Here is a 22,232-nt window from a genome sequence, read left to right on the forward strand (position 1 = left end):
ATCATTTTTGGAATTAATAGTAATCAAAAATCATAAAAAATTATCTATTACGCAACAATTAAAGTAATTCTTTTTCCGAAAGTTGTTTTAAATATAACGACGCATAATAGCCTTCCTGATTTATTAATTGATTATGAGAGCCTTGTTGAATAATCTTACCATCTTCAAGAATAATAATTTTGTCGGCATTTTTAGCCGAAGAAACTCGATGACTGACAATTATTGTAGTTTTATCTTTACAAAATTCGAATAAATTGTTTAAAATCGTTTCTTCGGTTTCGGTATCGACTGCAGATAAACAATCATCAAAAAGTAAAATAGCAGGATTTTTTATAATTGCTCTTGCAATAGATACACGCTGTTTTTGTCCGCCGGAAAGTGTTATTCCTCTCTCGCCCAAAATTGTATCATATTGTTTGTTAAAAGCGATGATATTATCGTGAACTACAGCATTTTTGGCAGCATCAATAACTTCTTCATCAGTCGCATTTTGATTTCCGAATTTGATGTTATTTTTAATCGTGTCCGAAAATAAAAAGGCATCCTGAGGCACAATTCCTATGCTGTTTCTTAAATCATTTAGGTTTAAAGTGCTGATCTCATTTCCGTCAATTGTTATTTTTCCGCTGGTAACATCATATAAACGGGAAATTAAAGACAATATTGTTGATTTTCCAGAACCTGTTTTTCCTAAAATGGCAAGGGTTTCTCCTTTTTTTACCGTAAATGAAACCTCTTTTAAAGCTTCAATATTAGTATCTTCATAAGTATAATTAACATTTTCAAAAGCAATCTCGCCCTGAATATCTGATGAATTTGGATTGTTGTTTTTGATTTCCGGTTCAATTTTCAAAAATTCATTTAATCGTTTTTGAGAAGCCTCTGCTTCTTGAACCATAGATGAAACCCATCCAAGCGATGCAACCGGCCAGGTTAGCATATTAACATATAAGATAAATTCGGCAATAGTACCAATATTCGGAATAGTTCCGTTAATGTACATCACGCCTCCAAAATAAATTACCACCAAATTACTGATTCCAATAAGGGCAATCATTAAAGGACCAAACAGCGATTGCACTTTAGCAAGGTCTAAGCTTTTACGTTTGCTTTCGTCTGAAAGTTCAATCATATTGTTTTGGTGCTGATTTTCTAATGAATACGCTTTGATAACTCTAATTCCTGAAAATATTTCCTGAGTAAAGCTTGAAACTTTTGAAAGATATTGCTGAAATGTAGTGCTTCGCTTATTGATTTCTGAACTTAGTTTGAAGATACAATAAGATAAAATTGGCAGCGGCAGAATAGTATATAACGTAAGCAGTGGCGAAACATTATACATATATAGTATAACAATAGCAAAACGAATAACTGTATTTATGGTGTACATTACGGCAGGGCCAACGTACATGCGGACTTTTGATACGTCTTCGCTTATACGGTTCATTAAATCTCCGGTACGATTTTGCTTGTAGAAATTCTGTGAAAGATTTTCGTATTGCTTGAAAACTTCGTTTTTTAAATCAAATTCTATATGGCGTGACATTACTATTAAAGTTTGTCTCATTAAAAAAGTCAGGAAACCTCCCACAATGGCACTTCCTATAATCAAAAGGATGTTATGAATTAATTCCTGCTGGTAAAAGTTTGTTGTTATAGAAGATTTTTGATCAGTTTCTGATAATTTGAGAAACTTCTCAATTACATCAAAAGACTGACTCACCAGTTTTGGAGTAAATAAAAAGAATATTTGTGCGATTATGGTGATTAAAATACCTAAGGAAAAACTGTATTTATATTTGATGAAATATTTGTTTAAATAGCTTAATTCTTTCATTTTTTTAAGAAATTCGATATTGAATTGATTGGGAATTATGAATTATTATTAAATAAAATTATAATAAAATGCAATTTAATCAAAACAATTATATTGTAAAATTGTTATTTTATGGATAAAAAATTAGCACATGTGTATTTTTTGTTTATGTTTGGATTGTCTTTTTGACGAATTCATAATTTTTAAACAAATTAAAACTAACACTATGAATGCAGCTTTCGCAACTGGAAAGGAACTTCAAAAAATGGACCCTGTTTTTGGTCAGTTATCTTTTGATGATCACGAACAAATTGTATTTTGTAATGACAAAGATACAGGTTTAAAAGCAATTATTGGTATTCATAATTCTGTTATGGGACCAGCCTTAGGAGGTACAAGAATGTGGAATTATAATACCGAGTGGGAAGCATTAAACGATGTTTTGCGTCTTTCCAGAGGTATGACTTATAAATCAGCTATTACCGGTCTGAATATTGGCGGTGGAAAAGCGGTTATTATTGGAGATGCAAAAACTCAAAAAACGCCTGAATTAATGCGTAAATTTGGTGAATTTGTACACTCTTTGAGCGGAAGATATATTACAGCTGAAGATGTTGGAATGGAAACTAAAGACATGGACACTGTAAGAGATGTAACGCCTTATGTTACCGGAATCTCTGAAGAAAGAGGCGGTTCTGGAAATCCTTCTCCTGTAACAGCTTACGGAGTTTATTTAGGAATGAAAGCAGCTGCTAAAAGTCAGTTTGGTTCTGATGTTCTGGAAGGTAAAAAAGTTTTGGTTCAGGGCATTGGCCACGTAGGTGAAACTTTGGTTGATTATTTAACTAAAGAAGGAGCGATAGTTACAATTACTGATATCAACGAAGAAAAATTATATCAGGCAGCTTCAAAATACAATGCCGCTATTTATACAGGTGAAGATTTATATACTGCCGATGTAGATATCTATGCGCCATGTGCAATGGGAGCAACAATTAACGACAATACTGTAGATAAAATTAAAGCTAAAGTTATTGCCGGAGCAGCAAATAACCAGTTAGCTGATGAAAATGTTCACGGTGCAAGATTACAAGAAAGAGGAATTTTATACGCTCCGGATTTCTTGATTAATGCTGGTGGAATCATCAATGTTTATGCTGAATTAGAGCATTATGGCAAAGCTGAGATCATGTCTAAAACAGAAAATATCTATAATACAACTTTAGAAATTATCGATTACGCTGCTAAAAACGGAATCACAACTCATAAAGCGGCACTTACAATTGCTCAAAATCGTATTGATGCAAGAAAAATCGAAAACGCTAAGAAATAATTTTTAGAGTTTTTTATTATTAGTTTACAGTCTCAGTCAGAGTTTTCAGATTTTGAAAATTGTGACTGGGACTTTTTTTATGCAATTCTTTACTGCTGTAAACAGATACTTTTTTTTATCTGATTCCTAATATAATACTATAAACGGTGACTGCGACTGCAAACTCTAATCCAAAAGCACGACTTTTTTACGAATTAATTTTAATATCAGGATTGAAATTCCTAATTTTGCAGACTAATTTTTAAATGTTCTTACGAGGTGGTAAATAGAAGACACATACGCATTAAAGTAATGCAGTCCATTTATGCAATGCATCAAAGCGGTTCTGATAATATGGAAAAAGAAGAAAAATTTCTTTTCTACAGTATTGATAATATTCAGGACTTATATCTGATAATGCTTTCTTCATTGATTGAAATATGCAAAAAAGAATCAGTTTTTTTACATCTATCAAGCAAAAAACATCTTGCAACTCCAGCAGAACGTAATCCGAACGAAAAGTTCATTAAAAACAAAATCTTTCAGCTTCTTGCCGAAAGTAATTCCCTTAGCATTGCTTTAGAAAACCGTAAAATCAATAACTGGTCATTAAATGATGATTATATTATTTTGCTTTTAAATGATATTAAAGCAAGTGATATTTACAAAAAGTATATGAGCAATAATGTCAATACTTTTGAAGAAGACAAACAGTTTATTGCTGATTTATTTGCTGAAGTTATTGTTCCAAATGATAAATTATATGAATATTTGGAGGATGATAAATTAACTTGGGTTGATGATATTCCGGTTGTAAATACGCACATTATTAAGCAGTTAAAAGCAATTAAAACTGATAATCCCGACGAATTTAGAGTTCCTAAATTGTATAAAGATGTTGAGGATAAAGATTTTGCAAAAGATTTATTTAGAAGAACTGTTTTAAACGAAGCTGTTTTAGCAAAAGAATACGACGATAAAACGCCAAATTGGGACAGTGAAAGGATTGCAGAAATCGATACAATTATCCTGAAAATGGCAATTTGCGAATTCTTAAAATTCCCTTCGATTCCTGTAAAAGTAACTCTTAACGAATATTTAGAAATTGCAAAAGAGTATTCTACGCCAAAAAGCAGTATTTTTATCAACGGAATTTTAGATAATCTTGTAAAAGAGCTTGAAGCCAGTAAAAAAATGGTGAAAGTGGGAAGAGGGTTAATGTAATTTTAGAAGAAATTCCAGTTTAAGAATAGAAAATTCCAAAAAGAAAATATTAATATAAATCAAAAACAGAATTTAATTATGGGACAATTAAGTCAATTTGCACCGTTCCTTTTAATGTTTGTGGTAATCTATTTCTTTATGATCAGACCACAGCAAAAAAGAGCTAAAAACGAAAAAGAATTTGAAAGCAGCCTGAAAGTAGGTGACAAAATAGTAACAAAAAGCGGATTTCACGGTAAAATTGCTGAATTAGCAGAAACTACTGTAGTAATCGAAACTATGTCAGGAAAATTAAAATTAGAGCGTTCAGCTATTTCTTTAGAATTGAGCGCAGCTTTGAATAAGAAAGCTTAATTTTAAATTACAATATTTTAAAAATCCCAAATTCCAAAAAGGAGTTTGGGATTTTTTGTTTAAGCAAAACGCATGTAATGTAATTGGAGGAACGAAGTATCCGCACTAATATAAGCATGTGTAATAAGCATCGTGAGATTGCTTCGTTCCTCGCAATGACATTACTTTACGTAAAAAAAAGACCTTTGTCAAAGTTTTAAACTTTGACAAAGGTCTCGTATTGCTTATAATTTTGAATTTAACTATCTGTATTTGTCGTTTAATCCAATATTTCCTAAAATCATCGGAATAACTTTTTCGATTCTTGCGAGTTTTGTTTTTTCCTGTTTTGCACTTTCAATATATTCCAGAAACTCGTATTTCTTATAAGGAGTAAATTTTTCAAAAGCATCTTTTAAAGCCGGGTTTTGAATCATTTCTTTTTCAAGAAGTTCTGAAACAATGGTTTCTTTTTTTGAAGGTTTTATGACTTTTCCTTCTTTTTCATTTTCAATTGCTTCTAAAATATACTCAAGAACTTCTTTTTCGTTTACTTCTTCTTTTGAAGTAAAACGCCATTGACGCATTGATTTTGTTTTGTCTTCTTGAGCATTTATCAGTCTCTTTTTTTCATCTTTCAGAAATACACCATTTAGAAACCAAATTGCAAAATAATTTTTAAAACCTCCAATTCCGATAACATTTTTTTTGTTGTAAACATAAATTGGACCTCCCCATTTTGTGGTTTCGACCAGTTCAGTTTTGTCAATGATTGCTTTTAGAAAAAGAAGTTCTTCTTCCCATTGATTGACTTTGTCCCAAACGTGTTTTTTGTCAGAATTCGTTTCCACTTTATTTTGTTCTTTTAGGTTTTTCTGCCGCATCAAAAGCTCCTGGAATCGCAGTCAATTCTGCAATTTTTACAATTACATCAGTTGCTTTTTGAATGCTTTCTGCGGGAACATATTCGTATTTTCCGTGGAAATTATGCCCGCCCGCAAAAATATTCGGACAAGGTAAACCCATAAAAGATAACTGAGAACCGTCAGTTCCGCCGCGAATAGGTTTTATGATAGGTTTTATGTTTAATTCGCGCATCGCTTTTTCGGCAATATCCACAATATGTTTTACCGGAAGTACTTTTTCCTTCATATTGTAATATTGGTCTCTTATCTCGGTAATTACAATATCTTCGCCAAATTTCTTTGCAAATTTTTTATTGAATTTTTTCGCAATTTTCTCAATCAGCTCTTTACGTTTTTCGAATTTCTTTTTGTTGTGATCGCGAATTATCAATTCTAAAACAGTTTCTTCAATGCTTCCTGTTAAATGGTGAACATGGAAAAATCCTTCGTAACCTTTAGTTTCCTGAGGCGTTTCTCCTTTTGGAAGTTCGTTGATAAATTCATTAGCCAAAAGCATAGAATTAATCATTTTACCTTTTGCATAACCCGGATGAACACTTTTTCCTTTAAAAGTAATTTTTGCTCCTGCAGCATTAAAGTTTTCATATTCTAATTCGCCAATCTGGCTTCCGTCCATAGTATAAGCCCATTGAGCGCCAAATTTTTCAACATCAAAATGATGTGCGCCGCGACCGATTTCTTCATCTGGCGTAAAACCAATCCTGATTTTTCCGTGCTTTATTTCCGGATGCTGAATTAAATATTCCATTGCTGAAACAATTTCTGTAATTCCCGCCTTATCGTCAGCTCCTAATAAAGTTGTTCCGTCAGTTGTAATAATCGTCTGCCCTTTATATTGTAATAAATCTTTAAAGTAATCCGGAGATAAAATGATGTTTTTTTCAGCGTTTAAAATAATATCTTTTCCATCGTAATTCTCTACTATTTGAGGCTTTACATTGGCACCGCTGAAATCTGGTGAAGTATCAAAATGAGAAACAAAACCAATTGTAGGCACTTCGTGATCGACATTGCTTGGCAGTGTTGCCATAATGTAAGCTTTGTCGTCTATAGTAACATCTGTTAATCCAATTGCTTTTAGTTCTTCAACTAATTTATTGGCAAGATTCCATTGTTTTTCTGTACTTGGTGTTGTTTTCGAATTCGGATCTGATTCAGTATCAATTGTTACATAACTGATAAAACGATCTATGATATGTTGCATTTCTTTTTATTTTTAGCAAATATAAACATTTTTTTTAGGAGGTATATTTTGCTGTCTGCCTTCCAAAAAATAGAAAAAGGATTCTGTTTAGAATCCTTTTATCGTACTGTTTTTTATAGTTTAAATACTTTTTACACATCTAAAACCAACATGGTTAGCGGCAGATCTGATTTCTCCTTTTCCTCTGGTTCCAACCATATAGCGTGTACAGTATTGGTCAGTACATAAAAAAGAACCGCCGCGATGCACACGTTTTATTTCGGTTGGGTCATTAGGATCATAGTAGGCATTTGGCCCCTGCGGATTTTTGACTGTTTTACCGCTTTCTGCTAATGATTTGTAATAATCTACACTGTACCAGTCATTCACCCATTCCCATACATTTCCGGCCATATCGTACAAGCCATACGCATTTGGTGCAAATTGCGCGGTTGGAGCTATTCCTTTAAAACCATCTTCGCCGGTATCACCATCTTTTATTGGAAAATGACCTTGATAAATATTGGCCTGAAATTTTCCCTTTGGTTTTAAATCATTTCCCCATGCATATAAGTTTCCTGTTTTGCCGCCGCGTGCGGCAAATTCCCATTCTGCTTCGGTTGGAAGTCTTTTTCCTGCCCATTTAGCATAAGCAGCAGCATCTTCGTATACAACATGTACGACTGGGTATTTTTCCTTTCCTTTAATATTGCTCTGCGGACCTTCCGGATGTTTCCAGTCTGCGCCCGGTTCGTAACGCCACCACTGCAGAAAATTATTTAAATTAACTGCTGAAGGAGTGGGAGTAAAAACCACTGAACCTGTAATTAAATCTTCTTCATTAGCTGTAGGAAACTCTTCTTTAGTTGGTTTCTGTTCAGCTACAGTAACATAACCAGTCGCTTTTACAAATTTTTCAAATTCTTCATTTGTAACTTCAGTTTTGTCCATATAATATCCGTCAACATAAACACGATGAATAGGAGCAGCGTCTTTTGTAACCCCTTTTATACTGCATAAACTTTCATCTTCAACATTACTTCCCATAGAGAATTCTCCTCCGGGAATCCAAACCATGCCTTCCGGAGCTTTGCCTGAAGGTTTATTTTTGTTTTCGATGGTAGGTTTAAATGCCGATGGTTCTGAAGTATTTGGTGTTTCGTGACATTCTAAAGCTGTTTCTTTTACTTTTTCTTTAGGTGAAATTAATTTAGTTACACCATAAGTAATGGAAATTATAAAGATGGTCAGAAATGCGAAAATCCAAAAGGTTTTATTTTTCATGGTTAATAGTTTTGGTCTGATGGTATGGTTGTCAAATAGATGGGTAAAATTATAAAAATAACTTTTAATAGTATAGTAATTTTATAGAATTAATAAAATTAATCTATTCTTTTTCAACTTGAACTACTTCATATTTATCTTTCCCATCAATTTTTACGGGTTGATAATAGGTTTCTCCAAATTTTACATATTTAGCATCACCAATAGTAACTTCTTCACCTCCTTCTGGCAGGTTTTCAACTATAGTTCCGGCTGTTGGTGCTACTACTGTATATTTTTCTCCATCTTTTTCATAATACGTTCCTCCGTAGTAATAGTTATTAACGGTTCCTGTATTGACCGTTTCAGCACCGCTTGGAATATTATTTACTGTACCGCCAACAGGTGCGGGAACAGCTGTATAACCTCCGTTTGTCGAGGTGTACCAAACTCCCTGATCATAATGATACTGCGTGCTTTCTACACTAACCACAATGGCTGTGACTGCTAATGTGGCTACAAAGAAGCCCCACGGATGCCAAACGGGACCCCAATAAAAAGGAACGTAAGGACGTGGGAAATATGGATGATAACAATTGTATCTGTAACCTCCGTATACATAAGGCGGACGTGCATAAGGTCTAGGTCCTGGTCTCACAATTGTGTTACGATTGTTACGAACATGAACACTGTTATTAACGTTAATATTTACATTGTTTCTGTTTCTGTTAACTGTGTTGCCGCTTATGTTGGTATTTCGGTTGCCAGAGTTTCTAATGTTGTCAGAATTTCGGTTACCTGAATTGTTTCTGTTATTAATTTTTGTGTTTGATGCATTAGCGGGCCTTGTAACTTTTGTTCCAGATCCGTTAGATCCTGGTCTTGTCGCTGCAGGTCTTGTTGCCGGCCGTGATTGATTAGCCGGCCTTGTTGCTGCTGGTCTTGTGTGAGCGCCGCCACTAGGTCTGTGAACACCGCCTCCGCCGCCTCCAACACGACGTTGTGCAAGGCTGTCAATAGAAATCAAAAAAAACGATCCGGACAGACAAACAATTGCTGCTTTTTTTATTGTTTTGCTTATATTTTTCATTTTCAGTGTTTTATGTCGTATAAAGTTATTAAAAAAATGAATTTGTATTTGAAAAAGAAGTAAGAATTTTATAATGAAATATCCCATTGTATTCTAAATCGCCAGCCTTGCTCTAAAGGAAGTGTCTTGTCCTGAAAACTGAAATAGCTAAACTCCGAAGTCAATTTATTTTTATGTCCTTTAAAGAACCAGTTAAAAGCCAATGTAGATTCGTCTTGTCTATTTTGCCTTATGGAATAATCAGGTCTGTATGCGGCGTGTCTCGCTGCCATTTCCAAATGTTTGGGCCACCATTCAAAAACATTATGAAAAAAATACCCTGCCTGAACGTAGTAGCCTTTCATAACAGTCATATCATTATTATTGTATTTATCGATAATTTCTTTGGTATGCCATTCGCTCTGCCAGGAAAAACCACGATACATAAAAGCGGTTTCTACATTCCATTGATTCACTCTGTACTGCCCTGGCAAACCATTTTCAAATCCGTCGAGAGAACCACCGCCAGCTTGCGAAAAACGAGTATACGGGCTTCGGTTAGTTATGGCAGAAAAGGCAATAATAGGAGTGGGTTTTTCGTGAAATTCTAAATCACAGCCTTCAAAATCCAGAAACCTGCCTAAGAAATTCCATTGTGCTCTTCCAAAATACATAAGATGATTATCGTCATTAGAAGTACTGCCTCGTCCTGTTCCGGTTAATGCTGCAAACCAATAATTAAAATCGGCAATTCCTGTTCCTTTTAAATGACCGTAAACTTCAACTCCTAATTCTCTATCAACTGTAAAAGGGCGGTTAATAAGAGATCGTTCTACCATTTGTTGTTCACCGCTGCTTATAAAACGTTCGCGCGTAAATTCTGTTTTCCATTGCCCGACTTTAAAGCTCAGCCAATCCCATTTTTCAATCATTATTCTAAAATCAAGCAAATTGGACTGACTTAATTCGTATTCCCAATAATATTTAAGCCAGGGTTCAAATGCATGACCGCCAACTTTTAGTCTGGCTCGATTTATTTTAAAAGTAGTTTTGGCATCCTGACTGTAATCGTCATAAGTTAAAGGGTCTGTATCATAAGGAGTAGAAAAACGAAATTGTAATCGGCTTTGCAATTGAAAAAGAAATTTATTGTCTTTGGTCTGCAATTCGATTCCTTTACTGCCATATCGAACATTCATGAGTTTAGTTGTGTCTTTTTCCTGCTGAGACCATCCTCTAAAACCAATTAATAAAATAAAAACTAAAACCAGATTTTTCGAAATACGATTTGTTTTTTCTGCGTTGTACATAAGTTCAATAGGGTTGTATAAAATTTATTTTCCTCCAAAGTTTTTTGCAATTCCTAATCCAATTCCCCAGCTGTCATAAGCATTCCATTTTAGATCATAGCTGAATGTTCCAAAAATCTCCCAGTTTTTAGGAAGTTCATAACCGTATTCTATGCCCGCTCTCGTCAGGAAAAAATTGTCTTCTTTTGCAAATTCGCCTCCAAAACCTAAAAGAAAACTCCAATGTTCATTAGGTTTATAAATTCCCATTAAAGCAGGGGCAACAGGGTAGCTGCGTTCTACAGTTTCTTTATCTTCATCATTTGCATAAACTTTCTCAACTTTAAATTTTTCGATTACAAAATCAGTATGAAGTCCAACAGCCCATTTTTCATGAAACTGAAACGTATAATCAATTCCCCATGCTGGCAGGCTTAATACTTCACGATTTCCTTCATCATCTCTGCCTTCAAAAACATGAACATGATTTATTGAAATGCCTATTTGATGATGCGGACTAAAGTTTTTTTCTACACTTTCCTGAGCTGAAATTTTGGTATAACCGGCTAAACAAAATATTATTACCAGAAAAGCTGTTTTTCTTAGATGAATTCGGGTGTCTGCTTTCCTTTCATTTTGCATAATTTCTAATTTTTGAATTAAAAAATTGCAGCAATATTTTTTGTAATTGCTTCAAAATTAAATAATAAAAAAACCAGAGAAGGAGAATGAGAGCCTTGAAGTTGTTTCATTTTATAACTTGCAACCTCTTATTTATTTGTTTTTTCTAAAAAAGCACCTTTTTAAACTATAATATTTAAATTTGCAGCCAAAATAACAACAACACAACTCTTATGTATAAATTGATAATTCGTCCGATACTTTTTTGGTTTGATCCTGAAGAAGTGCATTACTTTACTTTTTCATTTGTAAAATTCATTTCAAAAATCCCTGGAGTTTCGTCGATTATAAGATCAATTTATGAAGTAAAAGACAGCCGTTTAGAAAGAGAAGTTTTTGGCATTAAATTTAAAAATCCGGTTGGACTTGCAGCAGGATTTGATAAAGATGCTAAACTGTATAAAGAGCTTTCAGATTTTGGTTTCGGTTTTATAGAAATTGGAACCGTAACTCCGGTTGGACAGGAAGGAAATCCTAAAAAACGTTTGTTTCGTTTAAAAGAAGATCAGGCGATTATTAACCGAATGGGGTTTAATAACGGCGGAGTTCTCGAAGCGGTAGAACGTTTGAAGAAAAATTCGGGAGTTTTAATTGGAGGAAATATAGGAAAGAATAAAGTGACCGACAACGAAGATGCTGTTAAAGATTACATCATTTGTTTTGACGCTTTATACAATCATGTTGATTATTTTGTTGTGAATGTAAGTTCGCCAAATACTCCAAATTTAAGAGCATTACAGGATAAAGAACCTCTAACGGCTTTATTGCAGACTTTGCAGAACAGAAATGTTGAAAAACAAAAAACAAGTACTCAAAAAGTAAAACCAATTCTTCTAAAAATTGCTCCAGATCTTACAGATGAGCAATTGTTAGATATTATCGATATTGTAAAAACAACACAGATTGCAGGTGTAATTGCAACCAATACTACAATTTCGAGAGAAGGTTTACAATCTTCAAATCAATCTGAAACGGGAGGTTTATCTGGAAAACCATTAACAAAACGCTCTACAGAAGTAATTCGTTTTCTTTCGGAAAAAAGCAACAAAGCATTCCCAATTATTGGAGTGGGAGGAATTCATTCTGCCGACGATGCGATTGAAAAACTAAATGCAGGAGCAAGTTTAGTACAGTTGTACACAGGATTTATTTACGAAGGGCCAGCGTTGATAAAAGCAATCAACAAAAAAGTTTTAGGGCAGTTGTAAAAGAAGTGCCTGAACGATTAACCCGGCGAGAATTGCGGTTCCAAAACTAATTAAAGTACCAATTAAAACATATTCGGTTAGTTTTCGGTCTTTGGCTTCTTTTAAATCTCCAAACCTAAAAATAGATTTGGCAGCTAAAAGAAATCCGATTGCCTCAAAATGATTAGTCAGGATAAATCCGAAAACAAATAAACGTTCCAGAATACCAATATAATTTCCGGCCGCAATTAATGAATTGTCCTGATTGTCGATTTTACTTTCAGGAGCCCAGATCGAAATTATCGTTTTGATAAAAATGGATGCTGGTTTAGTAAGCAGTAAAATCCCGGTTAAGAAAATCCAGAATTCATTATTCGTCCAGAAATTGGGAACCGTTTTATTTTCGTATAAAAGCACAACTCCAATTAAAATTAGAATATGCGCAATTTGGTCTGCAACGAACCAGGTGCGTTTATTTTTCTTTTTCTGAAAATTTAATTTGATTAAATCGATGATGCCGTGTGTAACAGTAATTAAAACTGCATAAGGAATAAAACTGATTTCTCCAGCCAAAATTGCGGCCAGGATTCCATGAAGAAAAATGTGAACATATAAGTAAATACTTTTATGTTTTTTAATTTCTTTATCGGCTACCCAGGAATTGGGCTGCCAGATAAAATCGCCTAATAAATGGGCTAAAAACAGTTTTACGAATAAAATCATGAGGCTTTAAGTTGTTTTATTTGTGTTTTAAAATATCGATCTAAATTCATGACCAAATCAAACTGAGCTCGTTTTTGTCTTCTGCTTACTGCAGCTTGATTAATACCTAATATCTGCCCCAATTCTTCCTGCGAAAGTGTTGGATTTTCTATTGCTTTTGCAACAAACTCAGCCGACTGTACAAGCCAGCTGTCCATAAAAGTCAAAGCCAGCTGAATCATCAAATTCATTTTTTCATCAAAAGCAGTATCACCCGTACGCATCGCTAAAGTTACTTTTTGCTTTTTTAAAGTTTCAAAAAGTTCTCCAGAATTGATAAAAGCGGTTCCGTTACTTTCGGAAATTTTAGCAGCAGAATGCGTTTTATTTCCAAAACCAATACTCATTCTCGCATCAGACTTAATGGATCTCAAATGTGCTTTAATTAAAACAGCAGTCAAGAAAGCATCTTCAGGATTTTCAATTTCAATTTGAAATTCGTCCCCTCTGTAAACTTCCCATTGGGCTGGTGTTTTGCCAATTGGAGATAAGATTTTTTTTAAATCTTCTACCCAATGTTGTGATTCGTTTTTTCTCGAATCGATTATATCGCCTGTAATTACACTAGTCATAACTTCAAATATAAGTAAAATAGTATACAATTTCTATTACAAATATAAGGAATGTTTTTAAATATTACATTTTTTGGTAATATTATTAATTATTACTTTTTTGTGTAATAAAATTAAATATTACAATATTGTGTAATAATTTTGATAAGAAAAAATTATCTTTTTTATCTTTAAAAAAGGAACTAACTTAGCATGTACTAAAGAATAAGCTTTGAATAAAGAGATCAAGATTATAGAATGTCCAAGAGATGCCATGCAGGGTATCAAAACTTTTATTCCAACCAAAAATAAAGTAACTTACATACAAGCATTGCTTCGTGTAGGTTTTGACACGATCGATTTTGGGAGTTTTGTATCTCCAAAAGCAATTCCGCAGATGCAGGATACGGCTGAGGTTCTTGCAGAATTAGATTTATCTCAAACAAGCAGTAAGCTTCTTTCGATAATTGCCAATACACAAGGTGCAGCTCTGGCTTCAGGATATGATGCCATTCAATATTTAGGGTTTCCTTTTTCGATATCTGAAAATTTTCAGATGCGTAATACACATAAAACGATCGCCGAATCTTTAATTACTCTTGAAGAAATTCTGGAAATCGCCGATAAAAAAAATAAAGAAGTTGTAACCTATCTTTCAATGGGTTTCGGGAATCCGTATGGTGACCCGTGGAATGTTGAAATTGTGGCAGAATGGACTGAGAAACTGGCAGGAATGGGCGTGAAAATTTTATCGCTTTCAGATACAGTTGGAAGTTCAACTCCAGATGTTATTACGTATTTATTTTCGAATTTGATTCCGAAATATCCCGAAATCGAGTTTGGTGCGCATCTGCATACAACGCCTGACAGCTGGTTTGAAAAAATCGATGCTGCATCAAAAGCCGGATGTACCCGTTTTGACGGCGCAATTCAGGGGTTTGGAGGCTGTCCTATGGCGACAGACAAACTAACAGGAAATATGCCGACTGAAAAATTGGTTTCTTATTTTACTGCGAATAAAAAAATAACAGGACTTAATTCTTTAAGTTTTGAAAGTGCTTATAATGAAGCATCTAAATTATTTGGGAAGTTTCATTAAAAATAATGCTGACAACTAAATGTTATGAAAGGTTTTAAATTATGGCTGGAATTTGAGGAAGTTAATCCTGATAATTGAAATGTCAATCAGTATAAAATAATGAACTTTTAAAGTTTCAAAATAAGTCTTAAAAGTTTCATTAAAAATATTTTATTAAAATAAGTAATATCTGACAATAAAATGCGTTTTTATGTATTCTAATAAAATTAAAATGAAACGAAATCTCATACAAAGAATCTCAGTAATATTTTGTATTGCAGTTCTTTTTCTGTCTTGTTCCAGTGATTTAAATTTTGATCAGGTTAATGATTTTAAAATAGAGCCTGTATTTGTGGCCAATGTGGCGCATTTTAATGTTGCAGCAGATCAGATTGAAGATGATGGAACCGGACATGTCCTGCCTCCTGATGTTGAAGATTTTGATGTTTTTAAAAATAAGTTTTTAAATGATGATCTGATCAAGGCTGAACTCAATTTCGAAATTGAAAATACTTTTAACAGAGCGTTTAAGGTTGAAATAACGTTTATTGATGCAAACGATCAGCCAAAAGAAACTATTACCCTGAATGTTCCGCAGTACAACGGCACTGTAAATATTATAAAATATCCAACCGAAGTTTTTGAAGGCGACAGGCTGGCTATGTTGAAGCAAACCGTAAAAGTAGGTTTTGTTATAACAGTTGAACCCGGAACTGGTGACATATCAGGTAATTTGAAATTAAAATCAGGTGCAACCGCTTATATGAGAATCGAATGAGAAAAGCACTTTTAATTTTAGTACTAATAGTGCAGTTTTCTTGTTTTGCTCAAAACAAACAAATTCTGTACAACTTTACGTCAATTCCGCAGTCGTCACTTGTAAATCCGGGTGCCGATGTTTCTTATAAATATTATTTTGGTGTTCCGCTTTTGTCCGGAGTTTCTGTAAATACAGGTTCAAGCAGTTTTTCAGCTTATGATTTGTTTGCCAATAATGGTGTAGATTTTAATGATAAAGTCCGAAATATTATCAATAAATCAGCATCAAATGATAAAACACAAGTCAACCAGCAGTTAGAAATTTTTTCGGGCGGATTTAGAATAGGAGGCAGGGAGAGCCAGTCTTATATTTCATTTGGAGTATATCAGGAATTTGATTTTTTAATGTATTTTCCAAAAGATCTCGCTATTTTGGCAGTAGACGGAAACCGTGATTATATTGGAAAATCATTCAATTTGGGCGATTTAAATGTTCGTGCAGAGGTGCTTTCCGTTTTTCATGTTGGATTTCATAAAAAACTTAATGAGAAACTTGTTTTAGGAGGACGTGCTAAAATTTATTCAAGCGGTGCCAATGCTACTTCAACCAAAAATTCAGGATACATATATACAGGTGAAGGCACTGGAACCAACATGTATACGCAGATAATTGATTCTAACTTAGAGCTTAAAACGGCCGGAATTGCAAAATTTAGAAAAGACGAATACGAAGGGAGTATTCCAAGCGATATAGCACATAATACTTTTTTTAACGGAAGTCTTGGTTTAGGGTTTGATGCCGGATTGACCTATTATTTTAAAGACAATCTGCAGTTTACAGCCAGTATATTAGATGTTGGATTTATAAGACAATCAAAAGATGTAGAAACCAGACGATATAAGGGAATGTATCAGTACGATGGAGTAAATCCAATTTTTAACGCTGTAAATGAACCAAAAGATATTTTTGACGATTTTAAAGAAGCTATACCAGAGGAGAAACTGTACGATAAATACACCACATGGCGTCCGGTGAAGTTTAATTCTTCTATTCAGTATTCTTTTGGTGAATCAAGATATGACGGCGAGTGTAATTGCAAAGTTCCGGATCAAAGAAGGTATTTAAATACAGCGGGAGCACAATTGTTTGTAATGACAATGCCTACAAATGATCCTTATCTGGCTTTGACAGCTTTTTACAAAAGAAGTATTTTAGAAAAACTAGATGTAAAAGCCACTTATACAATCGATCCGTATTCTAAAACAAACGTTGGCTTAGGAGTTTCAGGAACTATTGGGAAATTTAATATTTATGCTTTAGCAGATAATATTTTCGAATATACAGATGTTTCAAAAGCAAACAGTATTGCCTTTCAATTTGGTTTCAACTTTATTATCCAGGATTCTAAAAAATAAAATTCCAATTTTTGCATTGGAAGCCTAGTTCTCAAATTCCAAAAAAAAAAGACGCGATTTTTCGTTTTTCTTTTGGAATTTGAAATTTAGTTTTTCAAATCTAAAATCATAAGTATTTTCCTGTAAAGTTAAATTTATGAATAAGTTAGTATTCAAGTTAGCAATTTATTCACTATATTTGCACGCAATTCAACTAGAAATTGCACCATGATAGCACACAACTCCAAGATTATCGGCGAAGGTTTAACTTACGACGATGTATTATTAGTACCTAACTACTCGAATGTGCTTCCCCGCGAAGTGAGTATCAAATCAAAATTCTCAAGAAACATAACATTAAACGTTCCAATTGTATCTGCTGCTATGGATACAGTGACCGAAAGTGCAATGGCAATTGCTATGGCACAAGAAGGCGGAATTGGAGTTTTACATAAAAACATGACGATCGAGCAGCAAGCTGCGAAAGTTAGAAAAGTGAAGCGTGCTGAAGCAGGAATGATTATCGATCCGGTAACATTACCAACAAATTCAACTATTGCCGATGCTAAAAACGCTATGAAAGAATTCGGAATTGGCGGTATTCCAATTGTTGATGAAAACAAAATCCTTAAAGGAATTGTTACCAATCGTGACTTGCGTTTCGAAAAAAACGGAGCAAGACCAATCGCTGAGGTAATGACAAGCTCAAATTTAGTTACTGTTGCCGAAGGAACTTCATTAGAGCAGGCTGAAGTAGTTTTACAAGGTCATAAAATTGAAAAATTACCAGTTGTAAATGCTCAAAACGAATTAGTTGGTTTAATTACATTTAGAGACATTACAAAACTGACTCAAAAACCAATCGCTAACAAAGATTCATTTGGTCGTTTAAGAGTTGCCGCTGCTATTGGCGTTACAGGAGATGCAGTTCAAAGAGCTGAAGCTTTAGTTGCTGCCGGAGTAGATGCTATCATTATTGATACAGCTCACGGACATACTGAAGGTGTAGTTAATGTATTAAAAGAAGTAAAATCAAAATTCCCTCAAATAGATGTAATTGTTGGAAACATTGCAACTCCGGAAGCTGCTAAATATTTAGTAGAAAGCGGTGCTGATGGTGTAAAAGTTGGAATTGGACCTGGTTCAATTTGTACTACACGTATCGTTGCAGGTGTTGGTTTTCCTCAATTTTCAGCAGTTTTAGAAGTTGCAGCAGCAATTAAAGGAACTGGAGTTCCGGTCATTGCAGATGGTGGAATTCGTTATACAGGAGATATTCCTAAAGCAATCGCTGCTGGTGCTGACTGTGTAATGTTAGGTTCATTATTAGCAGGAACAAAAGAATCTCCAGGTGAAACTATTATTTTTGAAGGAAGAAAATTCAAATCATACCGTGGAATGGGATCTGTTGAGGCAATGCAGACAGGTTCAAAAGACCGTTATTTCCAAGATGTTGAAGACGACGTTAAAAAATTAGTTCCAGAAGGAATCGTTGGACGTGTTCCTTACAAAGGAGAATTAAACGAAAGCATGCTTCAGTTTATTGGAGGTCTTCGTGCAGGTATGGGGTACTGTGGTTCAAAAGATATTCCTACTTTACAGGAAACAGGACGTTTTGTTAGAATCACGTCAAGCGGAATCACTGAAAGTCACCCGCATAACGTAACTATTACAAAAGAAGCTCCAAATTATTCTAGATAATTTTTAGTTTTTTCAAATATCAAAAAAGGCATAAGATTTAGTTTCTTATGCCTTTTTTGTTTTAATTGATAATTGAAATTCCATTATTCAATTCATCAATAAGCTTTTGATTTCTTTCAATGGCTTCGGCTTGAGCGCCATACTGCAATTGTATAGAACCGCCTTTTCCACTGTAGATAAAGCCTTGATATTTATATAAATAATCATTGTAATCTAACTCACACTCAAAGTAATTTACTTCAATACTATTTACTTTTTTCTTGTAAATTTTTAGGTTTTTAATTTCCCCAAATTCTTTGTATTGTTCTTCAATGGTGCTTTTTAGTTTTTTATCAGGTATAAAATGATCATATTCAATAAAATAAGCACTTATTAAATTGTATTTATCTCGAAACTCAACATCCCAGGTTTCTGTTTGAGGACTTTTTGTCCAATGTTGGGGATTGTATTTTATTTCATAAATCTCTTTTCGGCTGGTATAAGTTTCTAATTTAGGGTTATTTTTAGTTTGCGCTGCGGCGAAATAACCTGATAGTAAAAACAATAGGAATATTTTTTTCGACATTTAATATTAAAGATTGACAGTTTATATTTGCAAACTAAAATAGTAAATAAAACTAAATTTGTTTCAAAAGAAACGTCTTATTTTAGAGCGCAGCAGTCTGTTGTTCTGTTTCTCTAAGTTTTTGATTTTCCAAAATCTTCTGAATAAATGGTTTTACTTCATTTTCGATTTCATTTTCAGAAATACTCAAAGCTTTTGGGTCAGATGCCAGTTGCAGCCACGGTTTTGGACCGTCAAAATCATAACTTCCAAAAACAACAACCGGAGTTCCTTTTACCTTTACATTTTCCTTATCTTTTAGAATCCATTCATCGGCAAATTTGTATAGATATTTGGCATCTTTTTCTAGTAATCTTAAGCAGGAATGCGAAGCTGGATAACCCGGCAGTTCATATTGATGAAAACCAACACCAAGTTTATTTTCGATATTAAAATTCCATTTTAATTCCCATTCGTCATTGAATGTACTTGTTGTTTTTTCTGCTTTCCAATTCGTAAAAAATAATCCTGTTGGGGTTGGATCTTTTTTTCTTCCCATATTTGTTGGACCTGTACGAACCAATTCACCATTTTCGTAAGCAGCAAAAGTCTGCGTAGGATAGGAGAAAATGATAATTTTAGAAACATCTTCTAAGGCAGTAACATGTAATGGAAATGAAAGATAGTAAACCAGATCTCCGCTAAAATCTGAAGGAATTACAATCGAATCCAGTTTTTTAAGATTTGCTTTATCGGTTCTGTTTACTGCGTAAACAATATCCATTTTTGTACTGTCGGCTTCATTGGTTTTCAGCCATTCTTTTGCATTTGTAAATTGGTAAGAAACACTAGATTCTGGTTTCTTATGTTCAATTGTTTTCTTTGGTTTTGCTTTTTCTGTATTGTCAGTAAGGCTTATAGTGTCGCTTTTTTTACATGAAACCATTAATCCTAACATTAGAATAAGTAGTACGTTTGCTGTATAATATAACTTTTTCATAAGGTCGTATTTTTATGAAAATAAAATTATAACTATACCAGTCAATATGCCTTACACAATTCTTAGAATTGTTTTCGGGATTTTCATTTTACAGCTATAGCATTCATTTGAAATATGAATGCGGAATAATAAAAAAAGCTTTGCCTAAGTTTAAAATTTTGACAAAGCTTTTTTTGAGTATTTTACATAATTTTAGAATCTAAAAATACTCAAAAAATCTAAATAAGTCCTTTTATTTTAGCATGCTGCAATAACAAAATAGTTTTAGCATCAGTAATCTCGCCAGATTCGATCATGGCATAAGCTTCATCAAAAGTATATTCCAGAACCTCGATGTTTTCCTGTTCAGCGTCAAGTCCGCCTCCGGAACTTACTTTCATGCTTTCATCATATTCTCCCATAAACAGATATAAAATCTCTGTTACAGATCCTGGAGACATATAGGTTTCAATAACTTTTTGGACTTTTTTTAAGCGATAACCTGTTTCTTCTTCGGTTTCGCGAATAATGGCTTGTTCAGCATTGTCTTTGTCTAAAAGTCCAGCACAAACCTCAATCATCATTCCGGTTTTGTTTCCGTTAAGATATGTTGGTAATCGAAATTGTCTGGTTAATATAACGGTCTTTTTAGCTGTATTGTATAGTAATATTCCAGCGCCGTTTCCGCGGTCATAAACTTCGCGAATATGCGATTCTATTTTTTCATTTTCTTTTTTATAGTTAAAAGTAACTTTATTTAATACATACCAATTGTCTGATAATAATTGGGTATCTGTTATTTCAATTTCTGGATTTTTTCTCATTTGGAAAATTGTTTCAAAAAAAAACGCCCTGATTTTCAGAGCGTTTAAAATGTATTATTTTGTTATTGTTTGTTTTCTGTCTGGTCCAACCGATACAATTTTGATTGGCACTTCGATTTCTTTTTCAATAAACTCAATATATTCTTTTAGCTCAACAGGCAGTTGATCGTAAGTTGTTAAGCCTGTTAAATCTTGTTTCCATCCTTTAAATTCTTTGTAAACCGGAGTAACATTTTCTGGTTCGATGTTGTATGGAAAGTGAGAAATGTTTTGTCCTTTGTAGTTATACTCGGTACAAACTTTTAAAGTTTCAAAACCAGAAAGTACATCACCTTTCATCATCATTAACTGTGTAACTCCGTTAACCTGAACTGCATATTTTAACGCAACAAGGTCTAACCATCCGCAGCGTCTTTGTCTCCCTGTTACAGAACCAAATTCGTTACCAATTCTTGCCATAGTAGCGCCAACTTCATCAAAAAGTTCAGTTGGAAAAGGTCCGCTTCCTACACGAGTAACATAAGCTTTAAAAATTCCGTAAACTTCTTTGATTTTGTTAGGAGCAATTCCTAAACCTGTACAAGCTCCTGCAGCGGTTGTGTTTGATGAAGTAACGAAAGGATAAGTTCCAAAATCAACATCTAGCAAAGATCCCTGAGCTCCTTCGCAAAGAATAGATTTTCCAGCTTTTTGAGCCTGGTGCATGTATTCTTCACTGTCAATAAAGTCTAGTTTTTTTAATTCTTCAATAGCTTCAAAGAATTCTTTTTCAAGTTCAGCTAAGTTGTATTGAATGTTTACATCATAAAAAGCAATCATAGCTTCGTGCTTGTCAGCCAAAGCTCTATAACGATCTTTAAAATCTTCTAATTCGATATCACCAACACGTAAACCGTTTCTGCCTGTTTTGTCCATATAAGTTGGCCCAATTCCTTTAAGGGTAGAACCAATTTTTGCTTTTCCTTTAGAAGCTTCAGAAGCTGCATCAAGCAAACGGTGAGTTGGTAAAATTAAATGTGCTTTTCTTGAAATGATTAATTTCTTTTTAATGTCAAGGTTGAATTTCTCTAAACCTTCGATTTCTTTTTGAAAAACTACAGGATCAATTACAACTCCATTTCCGATGATATTTACTGAATCTTTGTGAAAAATTCCAGAAGGAATAGTTCTTAGTACGTGCTTAATTCCGTCAAACTCTAATGTATGTCCTGCATTTGGTCCACCTTGGAAACGTGCAATAATATCATAGTTTGAGGTAAGAACGTCAACAATTTTTCCTTTACCTTCATCTCCCCATTGTAATCCTAGTAATAAATCTACGGTCATTCTGTTTTAATTTGCGTTGGGACAATCTAA

Annotated in this window: 21 protein-coding genes; 8 read left to right on the forward strand and 13 right to left on the reverse strand. The window is 33.8% G+C overall.

Features of this window, described 5'->3' with window-relative positions; all coding sequences use genetic code 11:
• Window positions 1-58 precede the first annotated feature (58 nt).
• Window positions 59-1,837: an ABC transporter ATP-binding protein gene (locus PQ462_RS06095; RefSeq protein ID WP_274252749.1), complete on the reverse strand. Its 1,779-nt coding sequence runs from the start codon at window positions 1,835-1,837 to the stop codon at window positions 59-61.
• Window positions 1,838-2,042: 205 nt separating this feature from the next.
• Here PQ462_RS06095 and PQ462_RS06100 point away from each other — a divergent pair, with 205 nt between their 5' ends.
• From PQ462_RS06100 to yajC, 3 genes are all read left to right on the forward strand, one after another.
• Window positions 2,043-3,149 (forward strand): Glu/Leu/Phe/Val family dehydrogenase, encoded by a 1,107-nt coding sequence (locus PQ462_RS06100; RefSeq protein WP_274252750.1) that lies wholly within the window; start codon window positions 2,043-2,045, stop codon window positions 3,147-3,149.
• Between the two features lie 291 nt (window positions 3,150-3,440).
• Window positions 3,441-4,352, forward strand: a complete 912-nt coding sequence (gene nusB / locus PQ462_RS06105) for a transcription antitermination factor NusB (RefSeq protein ID WP_149208531.1) — start codon at window positions 3,441-3,443, stop codon at window positions 4,350-4,352.
• Window positions 4,353-4,430: 78 nt separating this feature from the next.
• A complete protein-coding gene (yajC, locus tag PQ462_RS06110; RefSeq protein ID WP_012024270.1) occupies window positions 4,431-4,706 on the forward strand; it encodes a preprotein translocase subunit YajC in 276 nt (91 codons plus the stop codon).
• A 242-nt stretch (window positions 4,707-4,948) separates the two neighbouring features.
• Here the strand turns inward: yajC and PQ462_RS06115 are convergent, their stop codons facing one another.
• From PQ462_RS06115 to PQ462_RS06140, 6 genes are all read right to left on the reverse strand, one after another.
• A complete protein-coding gene (locus PQ462_RS06115) occupies window positions 4,949-5,536 on the reverse strand; it encodes a YdeI/OmpD-associated family protein (RefSeq protein WP_121362896.1) in 588 nt (195 codons plus the stop codon).
• Between the two features lies 1 nt (window position 5,537).
• The gene (gene pepT, locus PQ462_RS06120) at window positions 5,538-6,815 is read right to left on the reverse strand and encodes a peptidase T (protein ID WP_274252751.1); all 1,278 of its coding nucleotides are present in this window, start codon (window positions 6,813-6,815) and stop codon (window positions 5,538-5,540) included.
• 120 nt (window positions 6,816-6,935) lie between these two features.
• On the reverse strand, window positions 6,936-8,078 hold the full coding sequence (locus PQ462_RS06125) for a formylglycine-generating enzyme family protein (protein WP_274252752.1): 1,143 nt from the start codon (window positions 8,076-8,078) through the stop codon (window positions 6,936-6,938).
• Window positions 8,079-8,181: 103 nt separating this feature from the next.
• Window positions 8,182-9,147 carry a DUF6515 family protein gene (locus tag PQ462_RS06130; RefSeq protein ID WP_044047685.1) on the reverse strand — a complete coding sequence of 322 codons (966 nt, stop codon included), beginning with the start codon at window positions 9,145-9,147 and terminating at the stop codon, window positions 8,182-8,184.
• A gap of 68 nt (window positions 9,148-9,215) precedes the next feature.
• Window positions 9,216-10,436, reverse strand: coding sequence for an OprO/OprP family phosphate-selective porin (locus tag PQ462_RS06135; protein ID WP_274252753.1), 1,221 nt, complete (start codon window positions 10,434-10,436; stop codon window positions 9,216-9,218).
• Between the two features lie 24 nt (window positions 10,437-10,460).
• Window positions 10,461-11,057, reverse strand: a complete 597-nt coding sequence (locus PQ462_RS06140) for a hypothetical protein (RefSeq protein WP_274252754.1) — start codon at window positions 11,055-11,057, stop codon at window positions 10,461-10,463.
• A 212-nt stretch (window positions 11,058-11,269) separates the two neighbouring features.
• Between PQ462_RS06140 and PQ462_RS06145 the strand changes: the two genes are divergently transcribed.
• The gene (locus PQ462_RS06145) at window positions 11,270-12,304 is read left to right on the forward strand and encodes a quinone-dependent dihydroorotate dehydrogenase (protein WP_012024277.1); all 1,035 of its coding nucleotides are present in this window, start codon (window positions 11,270-11,272) and stop codon (window positions 12,302-12,304) included.
• Here the strand turns inward: PQ462_RS06145 and PQ462_RS06150 are convergent.
• Together PQ462_RS06150 and PQ462_RS06155 are read right to left on the reverse strand one after the other, a co-directional pair.
• Window positions 12,290-13,006, reverse strand: coding sequence for a DUF3307 domain-containing protein (locus tag PQ462_RS06150; RefSeq protein ID WP_274252755.1), 717 nt, complete (start codon window positions 13,004-13,006; stop codon window positions 12,290-12,292). The two genes, PQ462_RS06145 and PQ462_RS06150, sit on opposite strands and share 15 nt — an antisense overlap.
• Window positions 13,003-13,617 (reverse strand): hypothetical protein, encoded by a 615-nt coding sequence (locus tag PQ462_RS06155; RefSeq protein WP_274252756.1) that lies wholly within the window; start codon window positions 13,615-13,617, stop codon window positions 13,003-13,005. Before PQ462_RS06155 ends, PQ462_RS06150 begins: the two co-directional genes overlap by 4 nt.
• Before the next feature lie 211 nt (window positions 13,618-13,828).
• Between PQ462_RS06155 and PQ462_RS06160 the strand changes: the two genes are divergently transcribed.
• The 4 genes from PQ462_RS06160 (at window position 13,829) to guaB (ending at window position 18,529) form a co-directional block, all read left to right on the forward strand.
• Complete coding sequence (locus PQ462_RS06160) at window positions 13,829-14,695, forward strand: hydroxymethylglutaryl-CoA lyase (RefSeq protein ID WP_012024280.1); 867 nt, start codon at window positions 13,829-13,831, stop codon at window positions 14,693-14,695.
• 211 nt (window positions 14,696-14,906) lie between these two features.
• Window positions 14,907-15,452, forward strand: a complete 546-nt coding sequence (locus PQ462_RS06165) for a hypothetical protein (protein WP_274252757.1) — start codon at window positions 14,907-14,909, stop codon at window positions 15,450-15,452.
• A complete protein-coding gene (locus tag PQ462_RS06170; protein WP_274252758.1) occupies window positions 15,449-16,849 on the forward strand; it encodes a DUF5723 family protein in 1,401 nt (466 codons plus the stop codon). Before PQ462_RS06165 ends, PQ462_RS06170 begins: the two co-directional genes overlap by 4 nt.
• A gap of 207 nt (window positions 16,850-17,056) precedes the next feature.
• Window positions 17,057-18,529 carry an IMP dehydrogenase gene (gene guaB, locus PQ462_RS06175; RefSeq protein WP_012024284.1) on the forward strand — a complete coding sequence of 491 codons (1,473 nt, stop codon included), beginning with the start codon at window positions 17,057-17,059 and terminating at the stop codon, window positions 18,527-18,529.
• Window positions 18,530-18,590: 61 nt separating this feature from the next.
• Here guaB and PQ462_RS06180 read toward each other — a convergent pair whose 3' ends face one another.
• The 4 genes from PQ462_RS06180 to PQ462_RS06195 form a co-directional block, all read right to left on the reverse strand.
• Window positions 18,591-19,094: a hypothetical protein gene (locus PQ462_RS06180; protein ID WP_012024285.1), complete on the reverse strand. Its 504-nt coding sequence runs from the start codon at window positions 19,092-19,094 to the stop codon at window positions 18,591-18,593.
• Between the two features lie 82 nt (window positions 19,095-19,176).
• Entirely contained in the window at window positions 19,177-20,073 is an 897-nt protein-coding gene (locus tag PQ462_RS06185) for a L,D-transpeptidase (RefSeq protein ID WP_274252759.1), read from the reverse strand.
• Between the two features lie 218 nt (window positions 20,074-20,291).
• The gene (locus PQ462_RS06190; RefSeq protein ID WP_274252760.1) at window positions 20,292-20,876 is read right to left on the reverse strand and encodes an NUDIX domain-containing protein; all 585 of its coding nucleotides are present in this window, start codon (window positions 20,874-20,876) and stop codon (window positions 20,292-20,294) included.
• A 54-nt stretch (window positions 20,877-20,930) separates the two neighbouring features.
• Window positions 20,931-22,202, reverse strand: a complete 1,272-nt coding sequence (locus tag PQ462_RS06195) for an adenylosuccinate synthase (protein WP_274252761.1) — start codon at window positions 22,200-22,202, stop codon at window positions 20,931-20,933.
• Between the last annotated feature and the right edge of the window lie 30 nt (window positions 22,203-22,232).

The organism is Flavobacterium sp. KACC 22758 (genome assembly GCF_028736135.1).
Lineage (GTDB): Bacteria > Bacteroidota > Bacteroidia > Flavobacteriales > Flavobacteriaceae > Flavobacterium > Flavobacterium johnsoniae.

Bases quoted from the DNA above. Each gene is read 5' to 3' on its own strand.
- PQ462_RS06095 (WP_274252749.1), bottom strand. From the start codon at position 1,837: ATGAAAGAATTAAGCTATTTAAACAAATATTTCATCAAATATAAATAC.
- PQ462_RS06100 (WP_274252750.1), top strand. From the start codon at position 2,043: ATGAATGCAGCTTTCGCAACTGGAAAGGAACTTCAAAAAATGGACCCT.
- nusB (WP_149208531.1), top strand. From the start codon at position 3,441: ATGCAGTCCATTTATGCAATGCATCAAAGCGGTTCTGATAATATGGAA.
- yajC (WP_012024270.1), top strand. From the start codon at position 4,431: ATGGGACAATTAAGTCAATTTGCACCGTTCCTTTTAATGTTTGTGGTA.
- pepT (WP_274252751.1), bottom strand. From the start codon at position 6,815: ATGCAACATATCATAGATCGTTTTATCAGTTATGTAACAATTGATACT.
- PQ462_RS06125 (WP_274252752.1), bottom strand. From the start codon at position 8,078: ATGAAAAATAAAACCTTTTGGATTTTCGCATTTCTGACCATCTTTATA.
- PQ462_RS06130 (WP_044047685.1), bottom strand. From the start codon at position 9,147: ATGAAAAATATAAGCAAAACAATAAAAAAAGCAGCAATTGTTTGTCTG.
- PQ462_RS06135 (WP_274252753.1), bottom strand. From the start codon at position 10,436: ATGTACAACGCAGAAAAAACAAATCGTATTTCGAAAAATCTGGTTTTA.
- PQ462_RS06140 (WP_274252754.1), bottom strand. From the start codon at position 11,057: ATGCAAAATGAAAGGAAAGCAGACACCCGAATTCATCTAAGAAAAACA.
- PQ462_RS06145 (WP_012024277.1), top strand. From the start codon at position 11,270: ATGTATAAATTGATAATTCGTCCGATACTTTTTTGGTTTGATCCTGAA.
- PQ462_RS06150 (WP_274252755.1), bottom strand. From the start codon at position 13,006: ATGATTTTATTCGTAAAACTGTTTTTAGCCCATTTATTAGGCGATTTT.
- PQ462_RS06155 (WP_274252756.1), bottom strand. From the start codon at position 13,617: ATGACTAGTGTAATTACAGGCGATATAATCGATTCGAGAAAAAACGAA.
- PQ462_RS06165 (WP_274252757.1), top strand. From the start codon at position 14,907: ATGAAACGAAATCTCATACAAAGAATCTCAGTAATATTTTGTATTGCA.
- PQ462_RS06170 (WP_274252758.1), top strand. From the start codon at position 15,449: ATGAGAAAAGCACTTTTAATTTTAGTACTAATAGTGCAGTTTTCTTGT.
- guaB (WP_012024284.1), top strand. From the start codon at position 17,057: ATGATAGCACACAACTCCAAGATTATCGGCGAAGGTTTAACTTACGAC.
- PQ462_RS06180 (WP_012024285.1), bottom strand. From the start codon at position 19,094: ATGTCGAAAAAAATATTCCTATTGTTTTTACTATCAGGTTATTTCGCC.
- PQ462_RS06185 (WP_274252759.1), bottom strand. From the start codon at position 20,073: ATGAAAAAGTTATATTATACAGCAAACGTACTACTTATTCTAATGTTA.
- PQ462_RS06190 (WP_274252760.1), bottom strand. From the start codon at position 20,876: ATGAGAAAAAATCCAGAAATTGAAATAACAGATACCCAATTATTATCA.
- PQ462_RS06195 (WP_274252761.1), bottom strand. From the start codon at position 22,202: ATGACCGTAGATTTATTACTAGGATTACAATGGGGAGATGAAGGTAAA.